This is a genomic window from Mucilaginibacter sp. UYNi724 (genome assembly GCF_054057495.1).
Window position 1 is genome coordinate 140,243 of sequence record NZ_JBSRZI010000004.1, and the last position, 19,234, is coordinate 159,476.

Genomic DNA, 19,234 nt, shown 5'->3' on the forward strand with positions numbered 1-19,234 from the left:
GCCAACAGGGCGCCCTTTAAGCGCTCTGTTGTTATTTGAAAAGCCTATAATTTTTATACCAGTAACTTTTTATAAAACCCCATTTGTACTCTTTGTAACTATAAATGGTTTTTATACTTAGCTGCTTTATTTTGATCTCTTTACCCCCAACAATCTTATAGATATATATGCCATCTTTTATTCCACTATCGCCACATTCGTTTCCATTGATCGTACCCAATTTTACAGCTTTATAATTTTCGATGCAAAACAAATCGCTCGTCCAGTCCATGTCGGCACAACCACTGTGGTGGTAGGAATAATAATATTTGGTATTAGGTATCATTTCAGGCGCTGGAAAGGCATCAAAACCACTAACCTTTTTGTAGGTTTTGTTAGTTTTATTATAGAGCAATAATCCTATTATGCCCGGTGTATTTTGCGGATAAGTTATGATGATATCTTTATAGCCGTCGGTATTAAAATCCTTGAATTTTACACTGCTCGCATAATCATACTCTGAACCCAATTCATTAAAAATCGTGTCCTTTTTTGCATTAAAAACCAACGATCTCCCCTGTATGGTTCTCTGGACGCTAAAATTCTGATGGTCTACAAAGCTATTTGTTGTTTCAAGGACAGTATCGACAGGCGTTGGCTCAGGGTCTTTTTTGGAAATTGCTTTGCTATGCTTAAACTGTTTGATTGTTACAACAATTTTATCTTTCTTGTAGTTTTGCTTACAAGAAAATAACACCACTAAAAGAAGAAGAAAAAAGGTTTTAGGCATGCGATATAATTTTGCTTTAAGATAACATAATGCGACCTCAATTAATCCTTAGCCCAAGAGAATTTAACAAAAAAAGAGCGCCTTTCGGGCGCCCTTTTTAATATTATTAATGGAGATACTATCCCCAATATATCACGGCCAAACACCAAGGTTTTGGTATGATACCGCTATTTTGTTGATAGCGCCTATCATAGCTGCATTACGCAGGGTACCAATGGCAGGGTTGCTTTTATAGATCTCGCGGATCTCGTGGTACGAGCGGATCATGGTATCTTCCAAACCGGAGTTCACTAATTCTAACTCGGTTGCACCTTTTACTATTGTTGAACGCTGAATCGGCGTCAATGGCACACCGGTAATACCTTCTACCATGTTAACCAGGTTCAGGTTCGAGTTTTCTTCGAACCTGCGGTTAATACGGCCAAATGCTACGTGGCTCAGGTTTTTCAACCACTCAAAATAGGATACGGTAACACCACCGGCGTTAGCATACATATCCGGGATGATCATACCACCTGCTTTGTAAAATGCTTCCTCAGCCTCCGGCGAAGTCGGGCCGTTTGCGCCTTCAGCAATAATTTTTGCTTTAATGCTGCCAATGTTTTGCGCTGTTATCTGGTTCTCTAAAGCGGCAGGTACTAAAATATCACATGGCTGCTCCAGGCCGTCCATGGTATTTTTAAATTCCTTTTTAGCACCAGCATATCCTAAGATAGACCCGGTTGACTTACGGTGCTGAAACACAGCTTCTACATCAAGGCCATCCTCGTTATAAATAGCGCCCTCAAACTCGCAAAGCCCAACGATGATAGCACCAAATTCGGCCAGGAATTTTGCAGAGTAGTAACCCACGTTACCCAAGCCCTGTACAATTATTTTTTTGCCCGATAAACCGGTGGTTAAACCAATTTTTTGCATATCCTCGCCAAAACTAACGCACTCGCGCACGGCAATAGCCACACCACGGCCGGTAGCCTCGCGGCGGCCTGCAATACCATGTAGAGAGATCGGCTTACCTGTAACAGCGCCTAAAGCGTCAAGCTGGCCCGGGTTCATAGTGGCATATGTATCGGCTATCCAACCCATTTCGCGCTCGCCTGATCCATAATCCGGGGCAGGTACGTCAATGCTGGGGCCTATAAAGTTTTTCTTGATAAGCTCTACCGTGTAACGGCGGGTTATGTTCTCCAGCTCGCTAACGGTATAGTTTTTTGGGTTGATCTTGATACCACCTTTAGCGCCACCAAATGGTACGTTAACGATGGCACATTTGTAGGTCATCAGGGCAGCAAGGGCCATAACCTCATCCTCGTTCACCATTTCGCTGTAGCGGATACCGCCCTTTGTTGGCGATTGGTGGTGCGAGTGCTCTACACGCCAGGCATCTATAACTTCAAAGCCATTGCCTTTGCGTATCGGGAAACGGAAACGGTAAACACTATTGCATGATTTGATCTGGTCTAACAAACCGGCATCATGCTGGGTGAACTGCGCCGCATGATCGAAGTTTTTACAAACATCACCAAAAAAGTGAGTATCCTGATCTGCAGTCGGATTATTGATATTCATAATTTAGAATTGGATAAATAATTAATTCCTTAAAAAAGTGCACAAATTTCGTATATTTTTTATCAATAATGCAATTTTAAAAAGTTAGTGTATCCGTTACACCTATTATAAAACCTCACCCTAATCTGCGTTTAAACAGTATCGGCCAAGCTTTTGATTTAATTTTCTTTCTCGATTTTTTTTAATCTCCTGTCAATTGAGAACAGGTAAATAGCCAGGCCTGCAAACACTATTACAATGGTGCCTATCACCACATAAATTTTGCCTTCGCTGCGCATTTTGTCGGCCATCTCTACATCTTGTGCTTTTACAGCCACGAAACAAAACAGCATTAATATCAGGGAACTTAGTTTCTTCATCTTAGTTGATAGCGTTCTTTTTATATTCAATTAAACGGATACGGTAGCGGATAGTTGCTATCCATACCGCCATTAATGCCCAGGCAATAAACGCGGGGTATAATACGGCGCGCATGCGGTTATCCATATCCAGTTTGCCAAAGGCGGGGTTACCACCGTTGCCGGGGTGCAAAGAGTCGGTTAAGCGTGGCAACACCATGATCAGTACCACCATAACCGGGAAGGCGAAGATGTTGTAGATGGCCGAGATCTTGGCGCGTTTCTGTTCCTCGTCCATAGAATTGCGCAGCACCAGGTAGGCGCAATAAAGCAAAAAGGCAATGGCTGCGCTGTTTTGTTTAGGGTCGTTGCTCCAGTATTCGCCCCAGGTATAGCGCGCCCAAAGCATACCGGTTATCAGCCCTAAAACAAAAAAGAAAATACCCGTATTAGCCGCCTCTACAGCAATGAGATCATACTCCTCTTTACCCGTTTGTAAATATTTTATGCTATAAATTACCGATATGGTGAACACCGTGAACATGGCTATCCACATAGGCACGTGGAAGTAAGTATTACGAATGGTTTCGTGCAATATTTCTAACCTTGGCACGCCAAGCAGGAAACCGGCAACAAGCGTGTAAAATACCATTACAACCGCTAATACTTTCCACCAGGTTTGATAAATGAATTTCATATATAAATTATGCCGCAAATGTACTAATTAGATGATTTGATTTATGCACCGCACGTTATTATTAGCAATGTTTCATTATGCATGCATATCAATTATGATTGTTATTTTCATAACTAAGTTGAATTGAAAGATTGATAGGTTTTTTTCCTCGCGTTATTGCAAGGAGCGATAGCGACGTGGCAATCTCTTTAAGCATATCGGTCATGTAAGGAGCATAATTATCCTAAAGAGATTGCTTCGTACCTCGCAATGACGCGCGTTGGACAAGCACCAATGAACATTTGAATTAATGAACCAATAAACCACCCTTAATTTACCATTTGCTCTGACGGCTCATAATCAACCGGCAGCAGGTTAGCTAATTTGGCTTTACTCCATGTACCTTCATACAACGGACTATCGGCTACTACCGTACCATTCAGGTCGAAATATACGGCAGGGCTAAGCAGGGTTATTACACTGGTTTCAAAATTTTCCATATCCAGCGGGCGGTACAGGTCTTTAAAATCCTGGGTTTCGCGACGTTTGTTGTAAACTACATACAGGTAATTAGGGAAAGTCATCACAAAAAGCCCTTCTTGCGGTGGTTTACGGATGATCTGGTAAGCGGTTAATGCAGGCTTGGTCAGCTTTTCCTTATACCAGCGGGGCATTGCCTGCTGACCTAACCAATACCTTGTAGAATCGCGGTTAACCATCTGGAACATCTTTAGCTTTCGTTGTATCAGCAGGTCGGGCGCGCGGTTAGGGTCAATAGTGCGGCTAAAATCGTAGATCTCGAACCCCTCCTGCTTTAACCGGTTTTTGTACAACGACCTGTAAAAATGCCTCGCTGAACCATAGTAGGCCTCATCGCGCTTTTGTTTCCATTTGGCTTTTTGCGTGGCGGTGCCGGGCAGTTCCTCGAAAAGGGCGCGGCCGCTGTAGCTGGTGGTATTGTTCATGCTGCTGCTTAAAAACTCCTTTAGCAAAAACTTAACCCTGTAGCCAAGGGCATCGTTCTCCATCACCAAAAATTCATCGGTGGATGCTTCCAATTCAAGTTTTTTGCGGCTGTATGATAGGTTCAGAATGCGCGGGTTATCGATCTTGCAAAACTTGGCGTTCTCGGTAACACCTATAAAATCTTTCTTAAACTGTTCAAAGTTCTTCTTCCAGTCGGCGTTGCTGGTAATAATTACCTCGCGCATCATCAGCACTTTTGGCGTAAGGGCTATACTAACGTTTGTTGCTGCGGTGCCGACCATTACTTTTTGGGTGTATTCTTCAAAGCCAAGTACAGAAACGATCAGGTCGTACTGGCCGGGCTTTACACCGCGCAGGCTAAACGTACCGTCGTCATTTGTGGCGGTACCAAATGTGGCATTATTTAAAAACACGCTGGCCTTGGCTACCGGGCTGTTACTGCCCGATGCTACCACTTTACCACTAATAACGCTTTGCGCGGTTGCCGTAAAACTTAGGGTTATGCAAACGAATAAAAAGCACCAGCGGCGCATAGTAAATTTATATTTAGACGGTGAAGACATTAATCGCGCCACAAGTATGGGAAAAGTATTAATGATGACGCAATAACGATCACATTTATTGCTAATAACACACCAATGTTACCAAAGCTAAGGCTGCGGTCTATGCCATCCATGGCTGCTTTGCTAACTTTAACCAATAATAATATTACCGGAATAATGACCGGGAAGCTCAGAATAGCCATTAACGTGCCGTTATTGCCCGCCTTAGATGCGATGGCGGAGATCATGGTAAACACCGTCGAAAAACTCATGGCACCCAGCAGCACGGTTATAAAGTAAAATAGCGCGTCGCCAACGGGGTTGGGAAAAAACAGTTTGTAAACCAGCAAAGCCAATACGCTTAGCAACGACATCAGCAATGTATTATAAATAGTTTTTGATAAGATGATTGCCTGCGGATGCGCGATGGAATAGTAATAAAGCAGCCTTGCCTTACTCTCCTGCAAAAAGCTTTTGGCAATGGCATTCACCGATGCAAACAGCATGATGATCCAAAACAGGATGTTCCAAACGATGGGGTAACCCTCACTCCCTTTAAACCCCGGGTTAAGGTTAAAAGAAATATAGCACACAAACACGGTAGAAACAATGTAAAGCAGGATCCCGTTGAAGGCGTATTTGGAGCGCCATTCCAGGATGATTTCCTTCTTTAAAAGTTCAATAGTTTGCCCCGCAAGTTTCATACTGCAAAGTAAGCTAAAAAGTTGGGAAGTCGGAAAAGACAGTACGTCTGAAAAAGTATAAAACATGACTTGGTGAGCGTGTCGAAACATTAGCCGGGCACACAAGTCTACGAGAAGCTCGGACTGACGTTTTACTTCAGACTTTCCGACTTTTCCGTCTAAAAACTTACCTTAGCAGCATGAAAAACCTGCAGCTAAATAATAAATGGGTATTGGTAACCGGCGCATCCAGCGGCCTTGGGGAGGAGATGGCCCGCCAACTGGCTACCGTGCATAAAGCCAACCTGATTATAGCCGCCCGCCGTGCCGATAAACTGAACGAACTAAAGGCCGAACTGGAAAAAGCAGCAGGCATACAGGTAAAAGTTATTGTTGCAGATCTGTCCATTCCCGAAGAGGCCGACCGCGTAATAGCCGAGAGCATTGCCAATGGCAACCTTCATGCGGCCATCCTAAACGCGGGCGTAACCTATTTTGGACGCCACACCGACCTGGCTTGGGGTAATTTTGAAAACATCCTTAAAACAAACGTTATTGGCGTGGTACGCATGACAAACAGCTTGGTGCAGTACTTTGACAAACCCGGCAAACCGGGTGGCGTGATGCTGGTTTCCAGCATGGCGGGTTTTTTCCCGGTGCCCTACCAGGCGGCGTACTCGGCAACAAAGGCATTTATTACCGCGTTTGGCAATGCCCTGCATAACGAATTGACCAACCCCGAATTTTCGATAACTGTGTTCGCGCCCGGCGGCATAGCTACCGAAATGACCCACGGCGCAGAATTCAATGAATTGCAAGCATGGCTGATGCCCGTTAAACAAGCGGCTAAAGAAGCCATCCACGCGCTTGTAACCCGCAAATATAATTATATACCGGGCTTGCTTAACCGCCTGGGCAACGTGGTCATGAACTTTTTGCCAAGCAAATTTATTGGTGGCAAAATGAGCAAGGTTTATTTAAGATCGCTTAATAAAGCGCAGCAGGGATCATAATGCATGAAGCTTATCACCGTACACCCGTTGGCGTGGCCTTATTGGTTGCGGATAATACGCATTTAATAAAAGTATCTATCCTTGATGAAGAAGTGGAGCAAACCACGACCATCTCCCCTATCCTGCTGGAAACCATCAAACAACTGGACGAATACTTTGCCGGCGACCGCAAGCATTTTGACCTGCCGCTTAAACAGCCGGGGTCAGATTTTCAGCAGACGGTTTGGCAGGAACTATCGCGAATCCCGTACGGGGCTACCATCACCTATAACCAGCAATCGCATAAAATGAAAAATCCGCTGGCTATCCGCGCGATAGCGGCAGCAAATGGAAAAAATAATTTATGGGTTGTTGTGCCCTGCCACCGTGTTATTGGCAGTAATGGAAGTTTGACAGGTTATGCAGGCGGCCTGTGGCGCAAGCAATGGCTATTAGAGCACGAAGCCCGTGTAATGGGCACCGGCCAAACTAAGCTGGCTTTTTAACCTCTTTTTTACCTTTTAAAAGCTTTAACATTTTGGCATGTAGCTCATAGGCCGCAAATGGTTTCGTCAATACATCGTTCATCCCTGCAGATAATGCTTCTAACTGCTCATGCTCAAACGCTGATGCAGAAAGGGATATGATAGGCACACTCCTCATGGGTTCCTCAAACTCGGTACGGATGATGCGGGCTGCCTGATAACCATTTAAGCCCGGCATGTGGGTATCCATCAATACCAGGTTATATTCGTTATTCTTTAGCATCTCTACGGCTTTATTACCGCTCTCGGCAACTTCTACCGTCACATTCCAGTCCTTTAGCATTTTGGTAACCATAAACTGGTTAATCATGTTATCCTCGGCAACTAAAACGCGTACGTTTACAAAGGGGGCAAGTTTTTTATCGGTCTTAGGCGTTTTTTCTTCGGTTTTGATTTTTGTTTTTGATACGCCAAACCAATTGGTAAAGTTAAATATAGTACCCTCGCCAACTTTGCTGCTTACGGTAAGGTCGCCGCCTTTTAGTTCTACCAGTTTTTTAACGATGGTTAAGCCAAGGCCTGTTCCGCCATATTTAACGGCGGTATCCTCTTCTGCCTGCTCAAACGATTCAAATATTTTTGATAGCCTGTCTGTAGCGATTCCTATACCTGTATCTTCCACGCTAAACTTCAGCTTAACCTTATCATTCAGTTTTTGCATTACAGATACCGTTAGCTTTACGTGCCCATGATTGGTAAACTTAATAGCGTTGCTCAGTAAGTTCATCAGGATCTGGTTAATACGTAACGAATCTACCTGTAAACTCTCGGGCACATCGTTATCTATCTCCAGTAAAAACTCAATATCTTTTTCGTCGGCATTAAATTTTAACAAGCCAAATACCGAGTTTACAATGCCACGCAAGTTATTTGGTGTGCGCACAATACTAAACTTACCGGCCTCTATTTTAGAAATATCCAACACATCGTTTATCACCCCCAATAATGAGCGCGATGATGTATCCAGCATATCTAACAGGTTGCCCTGTTGTTCGTTTATAGTCGTTTTACGCATCAGGTTGCTAAGGCCTATAATGCCATTAACCGGTGTGCGCAATTCATGGCTCATATTAGCCAAAAATGTTTCTTTCACTTTTTTACCGTACTCGGCAAGTTCTTTAGATTTGATCAGCTGCTGCTGGTAACTCTTTTGAGGTGAGCTATCGCTAATATTAATGAAAATAGTTTTACCACGGAAAGATGCGCGGCACTCCACCCAGATCACCCTTTTATCAAACGTGTTAAATTGAAACTCAAATACAGAGAAACTGAGGTTATCCTTAATTATATCGCCCAGTTTTTTTCGCAGGTCGGCGCGGTCGGCTTCCACCGCAAGGTCAACAATGCTGGTACCAAACACCTCGGTTTGTTTGAAGCCTAATATAGCTTCGACAGCGGGGTTAATAGTTTTAATTCGTAAGCTATCGGCATCAACAGAACAAATGATGTCGGCGCTGTTTTTCACCACAAGGGCAAAATTCTGCAGTTCGTCATTTTTTTGTTTGATCTCTTCCTGCTGGCGGGCAAGGGTTACAAAAGCATCAACCTTAGCTGATGTAATGTACGGGTCAAGCGGTTTAAACAAGTAATCTACCGCACCGGCGCCAAATCCTTTAACAGCATATTTGGCCTCTTTAGATATGGCGGTAACAAAAATCACCATGATATCTTTAGTACGAGGGTTTGATTTTAGCATCTCTACCAGTTCAAAGCCATCCATTTCGGGCATTTGAACGTCAACGAGTGCTATGGAAATATTATTATCCCATGCAATTTTGAGGGCCTCATTGGGTGAAGTTGTGCTAAATAACCGGATATCGGTACGTGTCAGCAACGCTTCAAGGGCAATGATATTTTCCTCTATGTCATCAACAATAAGGATATTAATAGGGGTCATCTAATTATCAATAAGTGAGGTCAATTTATATTTTCGAGCAGTTCAAAAATCTCTTCTGTACGTAAAATATATTCCGCGGCGTTTATATCAATTGCCGACTGCGGCATTTCTGCCATTTCTGCTTCCTGCGGGTTTTGGGCTATTGTTAACGCACCGTTCTGGCGCAATTTTAAAAGTCCTTCTGCCCCATCCTGGTTAGCTCCTGAAAATAAAACAGCAGTAACGCGCTCTTTATAAACCTCGGCAACACTCTCAAAAGTTACGTCGATTGATGGCTTTGAGTACCATACAGCTTCAGATACATCAAGGCTAAAAAAGCCCCCATATTCTACCAGGGAGTGGTAATTTGCCGGGGCGATATATATCGTATTCCCCTGTATTGGCTCCTTGTCACTAATTTCCCTCAACAACATACGGCTATTTTCTGCGAATAGTTTTTCTATTTCACTAAAAAAATTCTTTTTCCTGTGGATGATGATGATAACCGTTTTATCAAAATTTTCGGGCAGTAATTTCACCAATTTAAACAGCAACTTAAACGAACCCGCCGAGCCACCCAAAAGCAGTATTTTGGATTGCGCCCAACGTTGTTTTATATTATAGTCAAGAGCCAATTTTTTGGTATATATTTTCTTTTTGGTTGATCACCTTGAATTTTTTTCGGAAAACATCAGATCGGATAGTTTCTTTATTGCCCAGACAAAGGTAACCTAAAGGGCAAAGGCTTTTGTAAAACAGGTCTAATATTTTATACTGAAGCTCGGTTTCGAAGTAAATGAATACGTTACGGCACGATATCATCTGGAACTCGTTAAAACCGGTATCTGATATTAAGTTGTGTACGGAGAATAGCGTATTCTGCTTTAACTCGCTGTGGATAGCGGCAGCATCATACATAATCGTAAAATGATCTGTAAGAGAACCCGGCAGGCCTGTAAACAGGTAATTTTCTGAATAGCTTTTTATTTTACGCAGGCTGTAAATACCTTTGCGTGCTTCGTTTAAAACTTCGGTATTAATATCTGTACCGTAAATGAATGATTTTTTAGCCAGCTTTTCCTCGTTCAACAAAATGGCCAGTGAATAAACCTCTTCGCCGGATGAACAACCCGCGCACCATACCTTTACATGCTGATAGGTTGACAGGTATGGCATCACCTGGGTTTTAAGCGCCTTGTAGAAAGCAGGGTCGCGAAACATCTCGGTAACGTTAACCGTAATTTCTTCTAAAAATTGCTGGAAAAAGCTATGGTCGTTTATAAGTACATGCTTCAGGTCGTAAAAATCGAGCTTTTTAAGCATCATTATCCGTCCCAGGCGGCGCTTAAAAGACGCCTCGGTATAATCGCTAAAATCAAACCCGTGGATCTTTTTTACAATATCTATCAGTTCGTTTAGCTGTTCTCCGGTAATCGCGTCTTTAGTAACCAGTCCCTTCATAATTAGTTGTCAAGCCACATCTGCATTAATGCAATTAACCTGTCAATGTCAACCGGTTTTGTAATGTAATCATTAGCACCGGCCGCTATACATTTTTCGCGGTCATCTTTCATCGCTTTTGCGGTTAGGGCTATAACAGGGAGTTTTGCCCATTTGTTTTGCTTGCGTATATGCCTCGTAGCTTCGTAACCATCCATTTTTGGCATCATGATGTCCATCAATACTATATCGATGCCGGCATCTTCTTCCAGTTTAGCTATGGCTTCTTCCCCATCGTTGGCTATTACAACATTAAGGTCGTAACTTTCTAAGGCGCTGCTTAAAGCAAAAATATTTCGCATATCATCATCAACAACCAATACCTTTTTGCCTTTTATACTGTCTTTACCGTTAGCGGTGGTGGTTTTTGCCTTGCCCATGCTTAGATTTGGCGCGGCGTTACCGCTCTCGCTTATCTTGTTCAGGAACAGGTTTACCTCGTCTATCAGCCTGTCTGAAGATTTGCTGGTTTTAACCACCATCGCGTTAGCATACTGCATCAACCTGTTTACCGAGTTTTTATCAAGCTCCATAGCGGTGTTAATGATTACCGGCAGGGCGGCAAATTTGTCTATCTCTTTGATCTTATCTAAAAGGTCAAGCCCTGATATATCCGGCAGGTTAAGGTCGAGTATCACACACTGGTACTCGTTTTCATGCAACATTCTAAAGGCCGATTCGCCATCGAAGGCCTGGTCTACAGTGATGCCCTGGCTTTGCATCAGATCTTTAAGCGCCTGGCTTTGCGCCTTGTGATCTTCCACCAATAATATCTGGGTGAACTTGGTACCGCTATTAGCCATAATATCGCCAAACAGTTTATCCAATGTTTCTGTATTTACCGGTTTTTTAAGGAAGCTGATGGCGCCTTCTTTACGCACGCGATTGGCAGCGGCTTCGCCGGCACTCATCAGGTGCACCGGGATGTGCAGCGTTGCTTCGTCCTGTTTCAATTCTTTTAAGATCTGCCAGCCATCTTTACCCGGCAGCATAATATCCAATATTACCGCATCCGGCTGTTGTTCTTTAATGATCTCGACGGCGTTTGTACCCTCGCTTACCATTACCGATTTAAAGCCATGGTCGCGGGCGTAATCCTGCAGGATGATCGCGAAGTTTTTATCATCCTCCACTATCACCACAAACGGCTCGTGGTTCGGGTCGGCTGATTTTGTAACTACGGTATCAAAAAAGTTTTTGGTTGGGCTGTAGCTTTCTACTGTTGGCAGCGCCGCCTCTGCATTTTCTACATGCTTTGCCTCAAACGGAAGGATCAGCGTAAACTCGCTACCCTCACCCGGCGTGCTGCTCAGGGTAATGTTACCACCCAACAAGCTTGCCAGTTCGCGGCTGATAGAAAGGCCTAAACCTGTACCACCATATTTACGACTTGTTGAGCCATCGGCCTGTTGGAACGCTTCGAAGATGATTTTCTGCTTATCGGCAGGGATACCAATGCCCGAATCTTTAATTACAAAACCGATGGTGTTTTCGCGCGGGCCGGCAACAGCGTTTATGCTGATAGTACCATGCTCGGGCGTAAATTTAAACGCGTTTGATAACAGGTTTTTTATCACCTGTTCTGCTCTTACTTTATCCGTATAGATAGTTGGTGGTACACCTGTTAAGTTGGTTGTAAAGTTTATCTTTTTATTGCTTGCCACCTCTGCAAATAACGATTGCACATCGCTTAGGATATCAGAGATCTTAATATTCTCATTCTGCATATCCAGCTTGCCCGATTCTATTTTAGAAAGGTCCAGGATATCATTGATTAGCGTAAGCAAGTCGTTACCGGCGTTGAAAATTACGCTGGCGTATTTTATCTGATCTTCTGACAGGGTTAGTGGTTTGTTATCTTTCAAAATTCTGGCCAACACCAAAATACTGTTTAGCGGGGTGCGCAGTTCGTGGCTCATGTTGGCCAAAAACTCAGATTTGTACCTGCCGGTAGTTTCCAACTCGCTGGCTTTAATGGTTATAGACTGGCGGGCCTCTTCAATAGCCTGGTTCTTCTCTTCCAGCAAACTGGCTTTTTCTTCCAATTCGGCGTTAATGGTGCGCAGTTCTTCCTGCTGTACGCGAAGTTCTTCTTCTGATGCCTGCAACATTTCTGTTTTATTCATCAGTTCTTCATTAGTAACGCGCATTTCTTCTTGCTGTGCTTCCAGTTCTTCGGCTTGCTGCTGGGTTTCCTCGAACAAGTCATGCATAATGGTGCGCGCCTGTGAGGTGTTAACAGCAATACCAATATCGTTTGCAACAAGTAAAATATAATCCTTAACCTGCTCCGGCACCTGGTCACGGAAACCAAGCTCGAGCACGCCCTTTAATTTTTTATCGAAGAAGAACGGAACGATAAACGTTTCAATCAATTCGTCCTGCAAAATAGATGTGCCTAATTGCAACTTATCATTTAGCTTACCTTTCACCAATGCCGATTTACCCTCCTTAGCGGCCTGGCCTATCCAACCTTCGGAAATGCGGATAGATTGTTTTAACGCTGATGGGTCGCTGAACGCGTATGAGGCATACAATTCAAGTTTCTCTTGGTTATCATCAAACAGGTAAACGGTACCTGTAAGGGCTTTAGCGTATTTACTAAGTTCCGTCAATATATTTTCTGACAGTTCTTTCTCGCTTTGCTGGCCCTGCATCTTCTCGTTTATGGCACCACTACCGGTAAGCAGCCAATTTTTGATCTCGTTTTCGGTAAGTACTTTCCCCAGTTCGATATTGGCTACACGTACTTCTTCCTCCACCTTTTTCTGACGGGCAAAGGTAGACTGGATGTAGTAAAACATGACCACTACGATGAGTATGAATACCATACAGCCAATAACAATAACAATAATGGCTCGCTCTGATGCTCTGTCTGAATCAGCCTTACGCTGTTCAAGTAATGATGTTTCTGTTTCTACAACCTTTTTATTTAAATCCCTGATGCTATCCATGTTGCCTTTACCATTCAAAAACATATGGTTGGCAACCATGTAATCCAGCCCTTTTGCTTCTCGGGTCGCCACATTGGTTTTAAGGATAATTAGTTGGCGGTTGACAATCGTTTTAAGGGAGTCTATACGTCTAACCTGCGTAGGATTATCAACAATGAGGGCTGATAGCTGACTTAATGATTCGGTTATTTTGGGTATCGCATCGTTGTAAGGATCAAGGAAAGCTTTGTTTGCGGTTGCACCGTAACCGCGCATCCCTGTTTCGCCGTCAACTAAGTATTGCAATAAGTTATTGGTAGTTTTGATCACTTTCTGGGTATGATTAACCCAAACGGTATCATCTTCCAACTGCTTTATACTGGTGAAAGAAAGTACACCAACCACTATAACAAGTATTATAGAAAAAGCAAAACCTGCTAATACCTGGTTACGAAATGAAAACTTAAACATAGCGTGAGATAAGATTTTTTGTGATACAAATATGTTTAAAAATATTTGCAGGTAAAATACTATAAACTAATAAACATGCAGGTAGTAACGCGCTTATTTCCCTTGGTTGTAAACACGTTTTTTAGAGGCAAAAACCCCTAAAACAGATAACACCGGGCCGGCAAACAATACGTACCAACCCCATTTAAAAGCAATTTGCCTGTTAAAGAAACCCTCGATCCCTTTAAACGGGATAAAGTTAAAACTTGCTTTAACCTTAAGCAAAGCGGCAACATATAATAATGCTACTAATATTAAGGATGCCCAGGCGGCAATACGGGTAACCTTAGTTTGAATTAGCACCGTACACAACATGCCGATAACGCCTACCAGCATAATCACCATACCGTAGGGTTGGTTTAGCTTGTAAACATTCATATTAAACAGGTGAAACGGGCGCAGCATAGGGCAAAAGGTTGCCGCAATTAGTATAACAAACCCTAATAAGGTGATTAGTGACGCGGGGCGCATAGTACGTTATTGTTTTTTGATCTCCATTTTATCGGCAAAGTGGGCGCAGTAATCGCGCAGGTCTTCTACAATGTTTTTTTCGCCGGTGGCGCGTAGAAAGGTATCGCCCATGGTTTGCAGGGTTTCGTAGAAGTATCTTTTCATCTCATCTACAGGCATATCCTTAGTCCAAAGGTCTATCTTCAAGGTGTTTTGGTAGCTTTTGTCCCATAGGGAAAGCATCATGGCTTGTACAGGCAGGGCCTCTTTGGTTTTAGAATCGGTAGATTCCCACAATATGGTTTCGGGGATATTATTATCGTCGAGCTGTATGGTTAGCTTTATTTCGGCAGTCTTCATTTAAAAGTATTATTTAACAAGGAAAAATATAATGAGCACCAAAGTTATAAAGCTTAGCTCTACAATCCATAGTTTTTTGGTCTCTGAGAAGAAATTACGGAAAATTATATCTAACAATGACACAACTATGCCAAACAGGATAAATATAAGGCCGATGGTGCCGCTCCAGTGCCCGTAAGGGCTGCCGGTAATTTTAGCGCCATTAATAAAAATATATCCCGACAAGATGAATAAGGCCGCAGTAGCAAAATTTAGCGGACTGATCCTGAATTTTGCCCGGTTAGTATCGTTTCTTTTTTGCAGATCGTTGAACTCCGCCATATGTTTTTGCTGGTTTCTTGTTAGCACTGTTAGGTTGTCGTTTCGCTTTTTCAGCGTCAAATTTCTTATGCTGGTTCAGCGTTTTTTTCTCGTGGAAAGCACCTTTAAAATCTGGGTCTTCCTTACGCTTTTGCATATCAATCTCGCGGGCCTGGTCCTGGCGCTCCGCGTAAGGGGTTTCCTCTATAAAAACACCTTCAGGAATCTTATGCACTGGGATAGTTTGGCGGATTAGCTGCTGAATTTTAGTAACGTAATACTCCTCTGACGGTACAGCAAACGTAATTGCCACACCCGAGTTATACGCCCTGCCTGTACGGCCAATGCGGTGTACATAATCTTCAATCACTACGGGTACATCAAAGTTTATAACGTGGCTTACATCGCTCACGTCAATACCGCGCGATGCCACATCGGTAGCAACCAGTATCTTCACCTCATCATTCTTGAACGAATTGATAGAGTTGATCCTTGTATTTTGCCCTTTGTTGGCATGCAGCACTTTTACTTCCTTTTCGCCAAACTTGCGGAGCAGGAATTTGAAAACATCCTCGGCAGCTACGCGGGTTTTACAAAATATCATCAGCTTTTTAATATCGCCCTCTTTATCTAACAGGGTTTTAAGCAGGTTTATTTTAGTTTTAACATTTGGTACGTGGTACAGTTGCTGATCTACCGTTTCGGCTGTGGTAGCCTGCGGGGTAACCTCGATCACGGTAGGGAACTCCAGGAAGTTATGCGAAAGCTCCTGAATCTTCTCAGACATGGTGGCCGAGAAAAGCAGGTTTTGGCGTTTAACGGGTACTACCTCTAAAATACGGTTTATCTGCGGCATAAAGCCCATATCCATCATTTTATCGGCCTCGTCCAACACCAAAGTATTAATGGTTTTGGTAACGATGTGACCCGCTATATAGGTGTCCAGAAAACGGCCGGGAGTTGCCACAATAATATCAACACCTTTTTTAAGGTTCTCAATCTGTGTTTTTGGGCCGATGCCTCCGTAAAGCACCACAACCCTGAGGTCGGTATTTGCTGCAAATGCACGGATGTTCTCTTCTATCTGCATAGCCAACTCGCGGGTTGGCGATACAATTAACGCGCGCGGGCTTTCGCCCTGGGCGTATTTAAGCTTCATTAAAATAGGCAGCACATAAGCCGCGGTTTTACCCGTACCCGTTTGAGCGATACCCATAACATCCTGCCCGTTCATTATTGGCGGGATGGCCTTTTGTTGGATAGGCGTAGCTTCGGTATAACCGGCATCGGCAACAGCATTCAGTATCTGCCGGTTAAATTTAAAATCTTCAAAAGTTACAGCCATAGCCGCAAAGATAAGGTTTTCAAATTAGTCGGGGGTCGGAAGTCCGAAAGTCAGGAAGAAAGCCTGCTTTATCCACAAAAGCATTCATCGATACATTTACCTGTATCATCCGCACCCATTCCTGCGTATAAAGTGCCGGAGGTATATCTTCGCACACTATTAACTGTACAACATGAAAAAACTCTTACTTACTGCTATTATTTCAGTTCTTTTTTTCGGCACTGTAAACGCGCAAATTGGCAAAGGCCACAAATTTATTGGTGGCAGCTTTAACTTTAGTTATGACGAAGATGGCACCTCGCAGAATTACAACTTCGACAGTGGTGTTACCCAGTACTACAACTACAAGATCACCAACTTTAACATCAGCCCCGAGTTCGGCTTTTTTATCGGTGATAAATGGGCTATCGGCATCCAGCCAGGCTACTCAAGGGTATCAGGCACCGAAACTTCAAATTTTTACTCGGCTACCACACCTGCCAGCAATTACAGCTACACCAGTAAGTACCATACTGATATTGTTGGCTTGGCCGTTAACCTGCGTTACTACTGCATGATTAGCGAAAAAGTTGGCTTCTATCCGCAAATGGGCGTGAGCACATCACACGTGGCAAACGATTTTAATAACGGGCACTTTGCCGCATACGCCGGCCCTAACGTGGTTTTTTTCCCGTCACCAAAAGTTGGTTTAAACATGGGTTTCGGTAACATCAGCTACCAGTACAATTATTTAAGCCATGGCAGTTTCTTAAACGCCAGCTTAAACAACAACTTCAACTTTGGGGTAAATTATTACTTCGGACATTAGGGAGAATCAAGAAATAAGAGTCAAGAATCAAGACATAATTTCATCTTGATTCTGACTTTTTGATTAATCTTGTCTTGACTCATAGGGCTTGACTCTTGATTTCTACAACCTGATCTTGTCTTGTTTCTTGCCTCTTGATTCTAACATCCTAACTCCTGTTTCTTTAAAAAAACTATATTTGCCTTTATGGCTACAATCCTCATTAAAAACGCGACGATAGTAAACGAAGGAAAGCAAACCCAGGCCGACCTTCTCATTAAAGACGGTTTTATTGAAAAGATAGACGGGCAGATCAATTCGCCAGCGGATAAAGAGATCAACGCCGAAGGCCTCCACCTTTTCCCGGGTTGTATTGACGACCAGGTACACTTCCGCGAGCCGGGGCTAACGCAAAAAGGCAATATCGCGTCAGAATCTCGCGCGGCGGTAGCGGGTGGCATAACTTCTTTTATGGAGATGCCCAACACCGTGCCCAATACGCTTAACCAACAATTACTGCAAGACAAGTACGATATGGCGGCCAAATCGTCACCGGCCAATTACTCATTTTTTATGGGCGCATCAAACGACAACCTCGACGAAGTTTTGCGTACCGATGCCAAAAACGTTTGTGGTGTAAAGGTTTTTATGGGATCATCAACCGGGAACATGCTGGTAGATAACCCCACCACGCTGGAGCACCTTTTCGCGCAGTCGCCCATGCTGATAGCTACCCACTGCGAGGACGAAGCCACCATCAAAAGCAACCTGGAGCATTACAAACAATTGCTTGGCGAGAATATCCCGGTGAGGCTGCACCCCAAGATCCGCAGTGCCGAGGCTTGTTACCTGTCCTCATCTATGGCGGTGGAACTCGCTAAAAAACACAATACCCGCCTGCATATACTGCATATCTCTACCGCTAAAGAGACACATCTGTTTAGTAACGATATCCCACTGGTTGATAAGCGCATAACCGCTGAAGCGTGCATCCACCATTTATGGTTTACCGATGCGGATTACGAAACAAAAGGCAAGCTAATTAAATGGAATCCGGCTGTTAAAACAGAGGCAGACCGCGACGAAATTTTGAAAGCTGTTTTAGATGGCCGCATAGATGTTATCGCAACTGACCACGCCCCGCATACCATCGAAGAAAAATCGCAAGTTTACCTGCAAGCGCCAAGTGGCGGCCCTTTGGTACAGCATGCCCTACCCGCCATGCTGGAGCTTTATCACCACGGTAAAATATCTTTAGCGCAAATAGCCGAGAAAATGGCGCATAACGTGGCAACCATCTTCCAGATAGAGAAACGTGGTTTTATCCGCGAAGGCTACTGGGCCGATCTGGCACTGGTAAACCTGAACAGCCCATGGCAGGTGAATAAAAGCAACATCTTGTACAAATGTGGCTGGTCGCCGTTTGAGGGGAGTACGTTTAAGGCCAAAGTGGTGAGCACAATAGTATCCGGTAATTTAGTTTACGAGAACGGCAACCTTGTAAACGAGAAAAGCGGGCAAAGAATGACCTTTACCCGCTAATGGAAAACTCACTTATATATAAGCAATGCGAGGAAATACTTGCTGAATTATTAAGATTCGATAGTAGCCTTGTTGATTTGGGCAATTCAATAAATGATGACAGAATTAGATTGGTAGAAAAAAATATTGGCTTTTTATTACCATTAGATTTTAAATATATATTATCCATTCATAATGGAATTTCATTAATTGGAACTGAAGTTTACGGGCTTGATGGGAGTTTCAAAGAAACTTCGCTAAATAAGATATACCATTTCGAACACTTTGAAGTGGATAATAAAATGCCTTCCCATTTTTTTCCGTTTTCTCCCGATGGAGGGGGTAATCATTATTGTTTAGATTTGTCAAAAATAGCAGAAGGTCTTTGTCCGGTTGTTTTTTGGCAATGGGACTTTAATTACTCCTTGTTAGAGGAAGCCGAAATCACAAATGATAACTTTATGGAATGGGTGCAAGAAGTAATGATTGATTGGACACTGGAAGACACCAACCATGATGGTAGTGAAAAAAAAGCGGGCAAAAAATGACCT

19 protein-coding genes are annotated in these 19,234 nt (G+C 43.4%); 5 read left to right on the plus strand and 14 right to left on the minus strand.

Features of this window, described 5'->3' with window-relative positions; all coding sequences use genetic code 11:
* Nucleotides 1-31 precede the first annotated feature (31 nt).
* The 6 genes from ACVW0P_RS07995 to ACVW0P_RS08020 all read right to left on the minus strand — a co-directional run bounded on the left by ACVW0P_RS07995 (nucleotide 32) and on the right by ACVW0P_RS08020 (nucleotide 5,585).
* Nucleotides 32-769 (minus strand): XAC2610-related protein, encoded by a 738-nt coding sequence (locus ACVW0P_RS07995; protein ID WP_457131608.1) that lies wholly within the window; start codon nucleotides 767-769, stop codon nucleotides 32-34.
* A gap of 132 nt (nucleotides 770-901) precedes the next feature.
* Nucleotides 902-2,338, minus strand: a complete 1,437-nt coding sequence (locus tag ACVW0P_RS08000; RefSeq protein ID WP_354431058.1) for a Glu/Leu/Phe/Val family dehydrogenase — start codon at nucleotides 2,336-2,338, stop codon at nucleotides 902-904.
* Nucleotides 2,339-2,496: 158 nt separating this feature from the next.
* A complete protein-coding gene (locus ACVW0P_RS08005) occupies nucleotides 2,497-2,697 on the minus strand; it encodes a CcmD family protein (RefSeq protein WP_354431059.1) in 201 nt (66 codons plus the stop codon).
* 1 nt (nucleotide 2,698) lies between these two features.
* Nucleotides 2,699-3,364: a cytochrome c biogenesis protein CcsA gene (gene ccsA / locus ACVW0P_RS08010; RefSeq protein WP_457131756.1), complete on the minus strand. Its 666-nt coding sequence runs from the start codon at nucleotides 3,362-3,364 to the stop codon at nucleotides 2,699-2,701.
* Between the two features lie 317 nt (nucleotides 3,365-3,681).
* Nucleotides 3,682-4,902 carry a carboxypeptidase-like regulatory domain-containing protein gene (locus tag ACVW0P_RS08015; protein WP_457131609.1) on the minus strand — a complete coding sequence of 407 codons (1,221 nt, stop codon included), beginning with the start codon at nucleotides 4,900-4,902 and terminating at the stop codon, nucleotides 3,682-3,684.
* Nucleotides 4,902-5,585 (minus strand): heme exporter protein CcmB, encoded by a 684-nt coding sequence (locus tag ACVW0P_RS08020; protein WP_457131610.1) that lies wholly within the window; start codon nucleotides 5,583-5,585, stop codon nucleotides 4,902-4,904. Before ACVW0P_RS08020 ends, ACVW0P_RS08015 begins: the two co-directional genes overlap by 1 nt.
* Nucleotides 5,586-5,764: 179 nt before the next feature.
* Between ACVW0P_RS08020 and ACVW0P_RS08025 the strand changes: the two genes are divergently transcribed.
* Nucleotides 5,765-6,577 carry an SDR family NAD(P)-dependent oxidoreductase gene (locus ACVW0P_RS08025; protein ID WP_457131611.1) on the plus strand — a complete coding sequence of 271 codons (813 nt, stop codon included), beginning with the start codon at nucleotides 5,765-5,767 and terminating at the stop codon, nucleotides 6,575-6,577.
* Nucleotides 6,577-7,062, plus strand: coding sequence for a methylated-DNA--[protein]-cysteine S-methyltransferase (locus tag ACVW0P_RS08030; protein ID WP_457131612.1), 486 nt, complete (start codon nucleotides 6,577-6,579; stop codon nucleotides 7,060-7,062). The genes ACVW0P_RS08025 and ACVW0P_RS08030 overlap by 1 nt, the downstream gene beginning before the upstream one ends.
* Here ACVW0P_RS08030 and ACVW0P_RS08035 read toward each other — a convergent pair.
* From ACVW0P_RS08035 to ACVW0P_RS08070, 8 genes are all read right to left on the minus strand, one after another.
* On the minus strand, nucleotides 7,046-8,998 hold the full coding sequence (locus ACVW0P_RS08035; RefSeq protein ID WP_457131613.1) for a response regulator: 1,953 nt from the start codon (nucleotides 8,996-8,998) through the stop codon (nucleotides 7,046-7,048). The genes ACVW0P_RS08030 and ACVW0P_RS08035 overlap by 17 nt on opposite strands.
* 20 nt (nucleotides 8,999-9,018) lie before the next feature.
* Nucleotides 9,019-9,612, minus strand: a complete 594-nt coding sequence (locus ACVW0P_RS08040) for a chemotaxis protein CheB (RefSeq protein WP_354431065.1) — start codon at nucleotides 9,610-9,612, stop codon at nucleotides 9,019-9,021.
* Nucleotides 9,602-10,438: a CheR family methyltransferase gene (locus ACVW0P_RS08045; RefSeq protein ID WP_354431066.1), complete on the minus strand. Its 837-nt coding sequence runs from the start codon at nucleotides 10,436-10,438 to the stop codon at nucleotides 9,602-9,604. The genes ACVW0P_RS08040 and ACVW0P_RS08045 overlap by 11 nt, the downstream gene beginning before the upstream one ends.
* A gap of 2 nt (nucleotides 10,439-10,440) precedes the next feature.
* Nucleotides 10,441-13,881: a response regulator gene (locus ACVW0P_RS08050; RefSeq protein ID WP_457131614.1), complete on the minus strand. Its 3,441-nt coding sequence runs from the start codon at nucleotides 13,879-13,881 to the stop codon at nucleotides 10,441-10,443.
* Between the two features lie 93 nt (nucleotides 13,882-13,974).
* Nucleotides 13,975-14,391: a hypothetical protein gene (locus tag ACVW0P_RS08055; RefSeq protein ID WP_457131615.1), complete on the minus strand. Its 417-nt coding sequence runs from the start codon at nucleotides 14,389-14,391 to the stop codon at nucleotides 13,975-13,977.
* Between the two features lie 6 nt (nucleotides 14,392-14,397).
* Nucleotides 14,398-14,730, minus strand: a complete 333-nt coding sequence (gene gldC / locus ACVW0P_RS08060) for a gliding motility protein GldC (RefSeq protein WP_457131616.1) — start codon at nucleotides 14,728-14,730, stop codon at nucleotides 14,398-14,400.
* Nucleotides 14,731-14,739: 9 nt separating this feature from the next.
* Nucleotides 14,740-15,051 (minus strand): hypothetical protein, encoded by a 312-nt coding sequence (locus ACVW0P_RS08065; RefSeq protein WP_457131617.1) that lies wholly within the window; start codon nucleotides 15,049-15,051, stop codon nucleotides 14,740-14,742.
* Nucleotides 15,011-16,375, minus strand: a complete 1,365-nt coding sequence (locus ACVW0P_RS08070; protein WP_354431071.1) for a DEAD/DEAH box helicase — start codon at nucleotides 16,373-16,375, stop codon at nucleotides 15,011-15,013. Before ACVW0P_RS08070 ends, ACVW0P_RS08065 begins: the two co-directional genes overlap by 41 nt.
* 172 nt (nucleotides 16,376-16,547) lie before the next feature.
* Here ACVW0P_RS08070 and ACVW0P_RS08075 point away from each other — a divergent pair, with 172 nt between their 5' ends.
* The 3 genes from ACVW0P_RS08075 to ACVW0P_RS08085 all read left to right on the plus strand — a co-directional run bounded on the left by ACVW0P_RS08075 (nucleotide 16,548) and on the right by ACVW0P_RS08085 (nucleotide 19,231).
* The gene (locus ACVW0P_RS08075; RefSeq protein ID WP_457131618.1) at nucleotides 16,548-17,183 is read left to right on the plus strand and encodes a hypothetical protein; all 636 of its coding nucleotides are present in this window, start codon (nucleotides 16,548-16,550) and stop codon (nucleotides 17,181-17,183) included.
* Between the two features lie 186 nt (nucleotides 17,184-17,369).
* Entirely contained in the window at nucleotides 17,370-18,704 is a 1,335-nt protein-coding gene (locus tag ACVW0P_RS08080) for a dihydroorotase (protein WP_457131619.1), read from the plus strand.
* Entirely contained in the window at nucleotides 18,704-19,231 is a 528-nt protein-coding gene (locus ACVW0P_RS08085; RefSeq protein ID WP_457131620.1) for an SMI1/KNR4 family protein, read from the plus strand. Before ACVW0P_RS08080 ends, ACVW0P_RS08085 begins: the two co-directional genes overlap by 1 nt.
* Nucleotides 19,232-19,234: the final 3 nt, after the last annotated feature.

Bases quoted from the DNA above. Each gene is read 5' to 3' on its own strand.
- gldC (WP_457131616.1), bottom strand. From the start codon at position 14,730: ATGAAGACTGCCGAAATAAAGCTAACCATACAGCTCGACGATAATAAT.
- ACVW0P_RS08080 (WP_457131619.1), top strand. From the start codon at position 17,370: ATGGCTACAATCCTCATTAAAAACGCGACGATAGTAAACGAAGGAAAG.
- ACVW0P_RS08050 (WP_457131614.1), bottom strand. From the start codon at position 13,881: ATGTTTAAGTTTTCATTTCGTAACCAGGTATTAGCAGGTTTTGCTTTT.
- ACVW0P_RS08035 (WP_457131613.1), bottom strand. From the start codon at position 8,998: ATGACCCCTATTAATATCCTTATTGTTGATGACATAGAGGAAAATATC.
- ACVW0P_RS08045 (WP_354431066.1), bottom strand. From the start codon at position 10,438: ATGAAGGGACTGGTTACTAAAGACGCGATTACCGGAGAACAGCTAAAC.
- ACVW0P_RS08020 (WP_457131610.1), bottom strand. From the start codon at position 5,585: ATGAAACTTGCGGGGCAAACTATTGAACTTTTAAAGAAGGAAATCATC.
- ACVW0P_RS08015 (WP_457131609.1), bottom strand. From the start codon at position 4,902: ATGTCTTCACCGTCTAAATATAAATTTACTATGCGCCGCTGGTGCTTT.
- ACVW0P_RS08000 (WP_354431058.1), bottom strand. From the start codon at position 2,338: ATGAATATCAATAATCCGACTGCAGATCAGGATACTCACTTTTTTGGT.
- ACVW0P_RS08055 (WP_457131615.1), bottom strand. From the start codon at position 14,391: ATGCGCCCCGCGTCACTAATCACCTTATTAGGGTTTGTTATACTAATT.
- ACVW0P_RS08075 (WP_457131618.1), top strand. From the start codon at position 16,548: ATGAAAAAACTCTTACTTACTGCTATTATTTCAGTTCTTTTTTTCGGC.
- ACVW0P_RS08030 (WP_457131612.1), top strand. From the start codon at position 6,577: ATGCATGAAGCTTATCACCGTACACCCGTTGGCGTGGCCTTATTGGTT.
- ACVW0P_RS08065 (WP_457131617.1), bottom strand. From the start codon at position 15,051: ATGGCGGAGTTCAACGATCTGCAAAAAAGAAACGATACTAACCGGGCA.
- ACVW0P_RS08085 (WP_457131620.1), top strand. From the start codon at position 18,704: ATGGAAAACTCACTTATATATAAGCAATGCGAGGAAATACTTGCTGAA.
- ACVW0P_RS08005 (WP_354431059.1), bottom strand. From the start codon at position 2,697: ATGAAGAAACTAAGTTCCCTGATATTAATGCTGTTTTGTTTCGTGGCT.
- ACVW0P_RS08070 (WP_354431071.1), bottom strand. From the start codon at position 16,375: ATGGCTGTAACTTTTGAAGATTTTAAATTTAACCGGCAGATACTGAAT.
- ACVW0P_RS07995 (WP_457131608.1), bottom strand. From the start codon at position 769: ATGCCTAAAACCTTTTTTCTTCTTCTTTTAGTGGTGTTATTTTCTTGT.
- ACVW0P_RS08025 (WP_457131611.1), top strand. From the start codon at position 5,765: ATGAAAAACCTGCAGCTAAATAATAAATGGGTATTGGTAACCGGCGCA.